Genomic DNA, 9,421 nt, shown 5'->3' with positions numbered 1-9,421 from the left:
CCCATACTCTTCTCATTTCTTTCCTTCCCCTTAGAACTATTATCTATCTAGCCATTTTATATAATCTCTTTGTTTTTTCTTTTACTTCAAGTTTTGAATGCTTATAAAATGTTTTCAAATTAAATTTTTCTATAATTCTAACTGTTTCTAATGCTAATTTCTTTTTATTTTTCGGATTAAACTGAATCAAATCCGGAACAATAAAATTAATAAACCATTCAAAATAAGCTCGCCCCCATTTATTTAGAAATCCTTTTTCATTCCAAAATGCTGTTATTGTTCTAAGATTTTTCACATGCTGAACTAAACGTTTTTCCGTTTCATCATTATATTGTTGCATAAACGACCCGCTTCTATAGCATTGATAATAGTGCAGTTGATCTGAAATATACTGTACTCGTTTTGCCATAGGAACTGTTTGAAACAAAAATACAATATCCTCTCCAAATTTAATCGATTCAATAAATCGTAACTGATTATCATTTAAAAAATCTCGAGAATACGCATGATTCCAAATAAAGGGTTCACTATTAGTTTCGCCAAATAAAGATTTTTCATTCGGTTTTGGATAATATATATCTCTACTATTTAATTTCCATGCAACCCAGGCGTCCGGCTCTGGTATTTCAGGAAACGGTTTCGATCCATATACAATAATGTCTGCATAATGATTAATTCTCTCTTCATAAATTCTCTCACACGCATTAGTTGTTAAATAATCATCCGGATCTAAAAATACAATCATATCCCCTGTTGCCGCATCAATTCCAGTATTTCTTGCTGCCGCAACCCCAGCATTCTGTTTATCAATAAGTTGAATGCGCGAATCTATCTTCATCTGTTCCCGAATTATTTCATCTGAGTTATCTGTTGATCCATCATTAACACATATGATTTCAATATCCAAAAGAGTTTGACGTCTCAAACTTTCCAAACATCTACTCAAATAATCCGCCACATTATATACCGGTATAACTACCGAGATCTTCGGTCCTTTAACCATGATATACCTCCAATAATCTTCTTACAACCTAATTTAAAAGTATATACAACCCCATCATCTTTAACACTTTGAATTCCACCCAAAATCTTTCTTGGGAGAAATGTAATAAGTCTTCCTATGCGATACGAATAGGATTCTTTAATTTCCTTTAATTCTTTCATTGAATATCCCGGTTGATTGAGTGCATACTCATTATAAAAACCTATAGGATCTTCAACCATTTTTTTTACACCTTTCCACTTATATTCTTCAAAATATCGTGAATCCATTGTACCTTTTTCAAAGCATTCTTTAAATTCCTGAGCTGCTCTTTCTAAAAAGATATACTTAAATTTAGGACTAAGTCTCCCCAAATTCCACATATAAGTATCATATTTTATTCGATTACATACACATTCTAATACTCCACGATGTAAAGGATTCGTTTCCAAGAATTTATGCATCTCTTCATATTCATCACATACACAAAAAACTTTCTTCGGAGAATTTACTGAAGAATTCTCATTATCCTGACGATAATGCAAATATGCTTCCTGTAACAGCTGAACACGTTTAGCAAGACACATTACTTTAAAGCTAAAACTCGTATCCTGAAACGATGCTCCTGGTGTTTCATTAAAACGGATTTTATTTTCTCGAATAAAATCTTTTCTATAAATAGCAGACCAAATCGTTGGCTTCAAATTAAAAAATTCTACCATTTCCATCGGTGCATTAAAATCTGTAGCCGGACAGAATGTTTTTCTTGCACGTACTTTAGATACAATTTCTTCTTTTTCATTTCTTTCTTTCGGAATCGAATAATAATAGTAAAATCCTGATTTCACCACATCCAACTGATTGCTTGAAGCTACATTATACATTTCTTCAAACATCTCCGGATCCGCATAATCATCCGACTCAACAATACCGATATATTCGCCCTCTGCCATATCAAATCCACGGTTCATGGAATTTCCATAACCACTGTTTGGCTTTGTAATTACCTTTACACGTGAATCCTTGTCCATATATTCCTGGATAATCTGCGGTGATGAATCCGTTGAGCCATCATCTACACAAATAATTTCAATATCTTTTAATGTCTGATTCACAATACTGTCCAGACACTGGCGAAGATATTTTTCTACGTTATAAATTGGTACTACTACTGTTACTTTTGGTGATCCCATATGCTCCTCCTTATAAATCCATGTTTTTATCTAATTCCAGATAATGATTCCAAAAATCCTTTGACGTAAAGGTACCAAACATATCTCGGTACTGTTCACATACTTTATCATATCTCTGGTCAATATGTTTACATACTTTAAAAAATTTAATATAAGATGCTATCATTGCAATAACACTTCTTTTTGCATCTAATACATGATCTGTACTGTCTATATACAACACTTCTTTGTATCGATACAAATCATAAATATTCGGATAGGGAATTTCTGCTTTTGGCTTTCCATGTCTTGCCGGTAAAAAATGTCCATTCATCGTAGCCATTTTCCAGCTTTTTTCTATAAATGGAACACGCTCTCTTTGTTCTTTTCCATATGGACTAAGATCTTCTTCCGTCAAACCTTTGTAACCGATAAAATCTTCTTTTGATTTCATTTCATAGTTATATGCCGCCAGTTTTTTGTGAATCTCTATTCCATCCTGCTCGCTGAACCATTTTGCTCCTTTTAAGAAATCAAGTGTTCCGAGTAGATTTAAGTCCACATACTTGTAGCGATACTTTCCTATATTGCTGCTAATCTCTTTAAATAAAACCTTTTTAAATTGTTTAGCCGTAAACTTTTCATCATGAATCGCATTCAGTATTGCCAGATTTCGAATATCATAATATTCATTTGTTCCCGGACATTTATTTTCAAACGCTTCATGCCATACACAAATTCCATTCAATAAAATAAATTCTCCATTTGCGCGTAATCCATATTCAATATCATCACGATGAATAAATAACGGAAGCGGTAATTTATTTTTGTTAATAAATGTGACTGGTATGCAGGAATACCACCATCCAACATAATCATGTTCAATCTCGACTTCATTTGTAATGCATTCTGCCAATGAAGTCATATCAAAATCATGATTATGTGCAATCATATCTCCATTGTTCCATAATGCTCCGCTTTCATACTGGATACTTGGATGATCCAGTCGCATCAGAGCTCCACCAATTACATAATTATAATATTTCTTCTTTAAATGTTTTAAGAAAAGATAATTTCTTTCAATTGTTTCCGGTAATATAATTGCATCATCATCCATTAGCAGAACGTGACTTATTTTTTCTTCGCCATTTAAATATTCCAGCATGGTGCGGGTAAACCCGCCTACTCCACCCAAATTTTTATTTTTTACGACATGGATTTCTGGATTTTCGATTTTCTCTGGTTCTAACGTACCCGCATTGTCCGAAATACAAATTTTAATATGATCATACGCTTCTGCAGCCGGATTATTCAAGATTCCCTCTTTCAGGAGATTCATATTACGCTCTACATATTTTTCTCTCTTGAACGTACAGATTCCGATTCCTATACAAATATCATTCTCTTCCATACCTGTCTGATCTGTTGAAAAATCAACCTCATAAAGCACTGACTCTGACACTGCCTCAATCATAACTCCAAGCATTCCTTTCTCAGGAAGCGTAAATTCATTTGAAGTTACATATCCCGAAGCATCCGACTGGATTTCCTCGTCCAGTACACCATGTCTTTCTACATCTCCATCTTTCACCTGAAGATGATCTATTTTTACTTTTACAATTCCATTCAGCTTTAATCTAAGATAAACAGACTCAACTCCAACATATTTTTTCCACTTCAGGCATGAAAATAAATTAAAATATGTTTCCAGATTTACTTTTGCCAAAGTCTTTAACTCAACTTTTTCCTTGTCGGTCACAACATCATCAGTTGTTTTCATATAAAGCTGAGTCGTCTCTTCTGAATACGGATATAAAGCAAATTTTTGTAGTATCATATTTCTCCCATCAAACTATTCATTCATATACTCATTGGTTACTTCTTCAACCAGACCGCTTTTTCTTACCACACCTTTATCAATCCAAATTGCATGATCGCACAGCTTTCTTACAGATTTGACATCATGCGATACATATAAAAGTGTTGTTCCTCCACTGAGCATATCTTCCATTCGCTTATAACATTTTTCCTGAAACTGATAATCTCCTACAGACAAGATTTCATCAACAACCAGAATATCAGGCCTTACCATCGTAGCAATCGCAAATCCAAGTCGAGCCTGCATACCTGATGAAAAATTCTTAATCGGTACATCCAGGAAATCCCAAAGTTCCGCAAACTCAATAATCTCATCAAAATGCTCTTCCATGAATTTTCTGGAATGTCCCAGTACTGTCCCATTTAAAAACACATTTTCTCTTGCTGTCATATTCATATCAAATCCAGCACCCAGCTCAATCAATGGAGCAATTGTACCTTTCGTTGTAACAGTTCCCTTATACGGCTTTAAAATGCCACAACATGCTTTTAAAAGAGTGGATTTTCCAGAACCATTAGTTCCGATCAACCCCCACGCTTCTCCCCTCTTCACTTTCAGATTTACATCTTTTAACGCCAAAAACTCCTGAAACATCAATTCATGCTTAATCAGTTTAATCACATATTCTTTCAAATTATCGACCTTTTCAGATGCCATATTAAATCGAATCGTAAGATGATCGACATCTACAATATATTCTTCGCTCATTATCTTTTCTCCTAGATATACAAAATGAAGTTATCCTGTGTTTTCTTAAATACACTAAGTCCAATTCCCAGCATAATAAATGCCATCACCCAACAGCCGATAAAAATTCTCGGTGTTGTAAAATGTCTGTATAAAACAAGATCTCTGAAAAACTGGATATAATAATACATCGGATTGCAGTATTCTACAAGTTTTCGCAGCCAGTCCGGAAGAAGATCAATCGGATAGAACATCGGTGTTACATACATCCATGCTACAGTAATTGCATTATAAATATACTGAATATCTCTAAAGAAAACATTTGCTGCAGACAAGAAGAATCCCATTCCACACACAAAAATATAAAGTGGTATAACTACCAGCGGAAATAATAAAAAATATGGTGAAAATGGTGTTCTTGTAATCAGCATCACCAAAATCAATGCACCCATTGAAAAAATAAGATCAATCAATGAACTTGTTACTTTCGACAATGTAAAAATATATTTTGGTACATATATTTTCTTAATCAGTGCTCCATTATCCAATACTGAATACATGGACATATGGGTTGCATTATTCATAAAATCAAACAGTGCCTGTCCGGTAAGCAGATAAACCGGAAAGTTTTCTATTCCACGCTGAAACATCTGTGAAAATACAAGCGTCATTACTAACATGATCAGCAATGGATTCAAAATGCTCCATACATATCCCAGGAAACTTCTTCTGTATTTTAATTTCACATCTCTGACTACCAGTTCTCTTAATAAATCCTTATACCTAAAAAATGTATTTATCCTATCTCTTGTCACACTCATTTTTCTTCTCCATCTTAATATGAATTTCTTCGTCCTTTAAAAGCAATAACCGCTAACGGGAATGCAGCATATCGGGTTTTCCTCAAAATCAAAACAGCCAGATTACTTACTCTGTCATAAACTTCCCGGTTTTTATGATAAAAATATGCATCTAATTTCATTGCTTCTTTTCTCATACCATTCTTAAGAGGAAAACTTATATAAATCTTCATCTGACTGGTAAGAATTGTTGCTGTCAGCTCACGGATATACTCCAGATTGGCTGCCGGAGCAATCTTTTCTACTTTCTTACAATAACTGTTCAGCCGCATAAGCACACGTAAATGGTTTTTCAGATTCTTCTGCATCTTCTGAATAGACATACTCTGTCCCGGAAGTCCCAGACGATACTGATAAACCGGCTCTTCTATGAAATACACTGTCTGTACATACGGAATTGGAAACGCAATAAATTCCACATCCACATAAAAAGTGTGTTCGTCAATCTGTTCATCAGCCATTCTGAACAACTCTGTCTTCACGGTTGTCGCGTGCATATCAATAATTGTTTTACCGACTATCTCTTCAAACTGGTACAACTTATTATACTCTATTTTTTCAAATGGATGTTCCTGCCTCTTCTCCGGCATTCTGGTCGTATGATTGATCCAGGTATAATTAGATGCCACAATATCTGCATCATTCTCTTTTAACACTTTCACCAGATGAATAAAACTTCTGGTGTCTACCCAATCATCTCCATCAACTACTTTAAAATATTTTCCTTTTGCTTCACGAATACCCGTGTTAATCGTAGAGCCATGTCCCCCATTCTCTTTATTGATCAACCGGAATGTATTTTCGTATTTATCTACATATCGCTGTGCAATCTTGGCAGTATTATCACTTGAACCATCGTTCACGATCAATACTTCAATCTCATCCATGACCTCGGAATTCACAAAAGATTCCAGACAGTCTTCCAGATATGCTTCCACATTGTAACTTGGAATCGTTACTGTTAATATCTTCTCGTCCATTGTTCTCCTAACTTATATAAATAATATTTTTCTCAAAAAAAGTTGGTTTTACAGATATTTAGTTCTATCTGAATCACCAACTTTTATTTTGATTACTTGATTATTATACTACACTTTTCTTTAGATGGAAAGATTATATCAAATGCTATTATTTTTGTCAAATTTCATATTTGTTTTGCTCTTTTTACGCCATTCAAGCCAACAGCTCATGCCAAATATAGACAAAGTAACTAACGTAATTATAACTCCAATGCCCACCCATGGTACTTTATATTTTAAAACTATTTCATTGTCTCCCTTTTCTACAGGCAATACAATAAAAGTATCTGCTCCTTTCTCTATGTCCACTTTTTTTCCATTAATAGACGCACTCCATCCCCGTTCATATGGTATTGAAAGCATAACATTTCCACTCTCTTCACTTTTATACGTTAACTTTACATTTCCATCCTTAATGTTCTCGTTTCTAATTGACACTTCTTGAAGCTCTTTGGCAATCTCTTGAAATTTATCTAATCTCAAGCAATAACTAACATATTGTATATTTCCTGACAACTGCTCTCCAACTTTTTCAAGTTTTATTTTATGGCTTTCACTACTTTTTCCAATATTAAATACACCTCTGGATAACCATCCATTATAAATACAATTAGTGTTTTCATCAACTCTCAATGTTATATCCGTAATATCAGTTTTCACATAAGCATATACTATTCCGTTCACATCATTTGGCATTGTTGAAATTTCTACATTTCCATTTTCATAAGTGTCAATTACGTTATCAATTGGTTCAAATATTTCAATATGTTCTCCTAATATTTTTGAATATAAATCATTTATTTTTTCAAAAGGATTCTCTCCATCTATTTTTCCAATAATATTTTCAGATACAGGTATCACAATATTAAGTGCATATTCATTTTTATAAACACTTTTTCCATTACTTGCTCCGTATTTTTCCTGCTTTTCATATCCACTAAACTCTCTTTCCGCTAATAAATATTTTAGTCCCAACAAACTATCTATTGGCAAAATCGGCTCATCAAAGGTAGTAACATCCACATTATTATTGTATCCCATATCACTAAGAAACTGACTTACTTCAACATCATAAGCCGAACTATAGTGTGCAATACCATAATAATCATATACCATACTCTCATTTACATTTGCTGTTCCTGCTCTCTTTGTCGTTTCATCCATTCTATACCACATCGAATTATCTTTTTTAATTTTTTCTATCAACTTCTGTTCATTTGAAACATATTCTGAGTAGTTCTCAGCTTCATTTGTATATGTCGTTATCATAACGTATCTGCCATTTAAAATCAGTTCCACGATTACTAATATAAAGCTCAAATATTTATATATTTTTGATCTAGTTTCCCAAACCCAAAATACTCCATAGCTCACCATAATAAAAATAGACAACCACAAATACTTAATATCTACACTCTGCTGAATAGAATCCTCTAATAGCCAAATTCCAACTATTCCAATAATAATCTTTACTACTTTATTAAATTCCACTTTTTCTTTTCTTGTTAATCCATATGCAGCTGTATAAATTAACATTATGGTAGCTATATAACTAAATCTATAAAAATAAGACGCCGCAAATCTAAATCCATTCCAAATATTTTCTAATGGTTTAAAAAAGCATCCTGCTATCAGAAATATTAGCATTAACGCAACATATACTTTTTCATATTTTTTTATATTCTTATTTAAAAAGAATAAAACAACTGCCAAAAATATAAATTCTCCACAATATAAAACAATGTGCGTATTGTTTGCTGTATGTCCAAGCATAAAACCGCTAAAAATTTCTAAGAATTTCCCATTCGTTACAAATTGAAAAATATTTTCTTCCATTTGTCCTTTTCCTTGTAGTAAGCAATATACCACTGGAAGAAATAAGGCAGAACTAGCTAATACACCACCAATTTCCACAAAACAAAATTTAATTCCTTTTGATATTATTTTTTTCAATTGAATCTTGTTTTCTTCCTTTTCTTTTAAGCTCTCTTCCAGCAAAAAATAAAACGGAATAAATAAACAATTCATATATCCTGTATACCAATTAAAAAGAATACTTACTAATATCGTTCCAAAAAGCATCCCTTTTTTGTTTTCACGTACAAATTTATATACACCTAGCATCATAACCGGCAAAAGATATACTCCATCCAACCACATAATATTTGTCATCTGCCCTATCACATATTGCGAAAGAACAAATGACATAGTTCCTATTATAAGGTATTGTACATCAAGTTCTTTAAATCTTATCTTTAAGTAAATACTAAATGCTACTGCTATTAATACTAATTTGATAAGTGTAATCACAAAAACAAACATTTGTAAGTTTTCTGTTTTAAAAAAAACAACTAACAAATTTAATGGGGATGCTAAATAATACCCAAAAATTCCAACCGCATTTCCTCCCAATGACTTTAAAAAAGAATAACCTATATGCGCATTTCCTAATAAAACTTGTTTAAAATATGCGAAATAATCCACATACTGTATATTCAAATCCCAAATCATATTGCTTTTTGTTCCAAACGGATAAACATTAGATATTATACATAATATAATATAAATAAAAGCTGTAAGAATAATATTACACCCTATTATCCCATATGTTTTTCTTTTTTCTATTTTGTTCATAAATTCACTTTCTCCCATATGCTCTTAATTATACTTTTCACACACATAAACACAATCAAAATTAGTAAATCCACTATTGTTCTTTTTATCGCCGAATAAAATTGATGGTTTTCGATATACCATATTTTATACCAATTATATTCCATAATATGTATACATAACAAATATAATGAATTTCTACCAATATA

7 protein-coding genes are annotated in these 9,421 nt (G+C 32.6%); all 7 read right to left on the bottom strand.

Annotated elements, in window-relative coordinates:
- Positions 1–43: 43 nt before the first annotated feature.
- Positions 44–1,003 (bottom strand): glycosyltransferase family 2 protein, encoded by a 960-nt coding sequence (locus ACYQ5K_RS17515; RefSeq protein WP_459778169.1) that lies wholly within the window; start codon positions 1,001–1,003, stop codon positions 44–46.
- Entirely contained in the window at positions 976–2,175 is a 1,200-nt protein-coding gene (locus tag ACYQ5K_RS17510) for a glycosyltransferase (protein ID WP_459778167.1), read from the bottom strand. Before ACYQ5K_RS17510 ends, ACYQ5K_RS17515 begins: the two co-directional genes overlap by 28 nt.
- A 10-nt stretch (positions 2,176–2,185) precedes the next feature.
- Complete coding sequence (locus ACYQ5K_RS17505; protein WP_459778166.1) at positions 2,186–3,991, bottom strand: hypothetical protein; 1,806 nt, start codon at positions 3,989–3,991, stop codon at positions 2,186–2,188.
- A 15-nt stretch (positions 3,992–4,006) separates the two neighbouring features.
- A complete protein-coding gene (locus ACYQ5K_RS17500) occupies positions 4,007–4,741 on the bottom strand; it encodes an ABC transporter ATP-binding protein (RefSeq protein WP_118198476.1) in 735 nt (244 codons plus the stop codon).
- Between the two features lie 11 nt (positions 4,742–4,752).
- Entirely contained in the window at positions 4,753–5,541 is a 789-nt protein-coding gene (locus ACYQ5K_RS17495; RefSeq protein WP_459778164.1) for an ABC transporter permease, read from the bottom strand.
- A 14-nt stretch (positions 5,542–5,555) separates the two neighbouring features.
- Entirely contained in the window at positions 5,556–6,560 is a 1,005-nt protein-coding gene (locus ACYQ5K_RS17490; RefSeq protein WP_459778162.1) for a glycosyltransferase family 2 protein, read from the bottom strand.
- Positions 6,561–6,698: 138 nt separating this feature from the next.
- Positions 6,699–9,233 (bottom strand): YfhO family protein, encoded by a 2,535-nt coding sequence (locus tag ACYQ5K_RS17485; protein ID WP_459778160.1) that lies wholly within the window; start codon positions 9,231–9,233, stop codon positions 6,699–6,701.
- Between the last annotated feature and the right edge of the window lie 188 nt (positions 9,234–9,421).

Source organism: Allocoprococcus similis (genome assembly GCF_054660775.1).
Note: the sequence above shows the minus strand (reverse complement) of the source record. Positions and strands in the feature narration are given on the sequence as shown.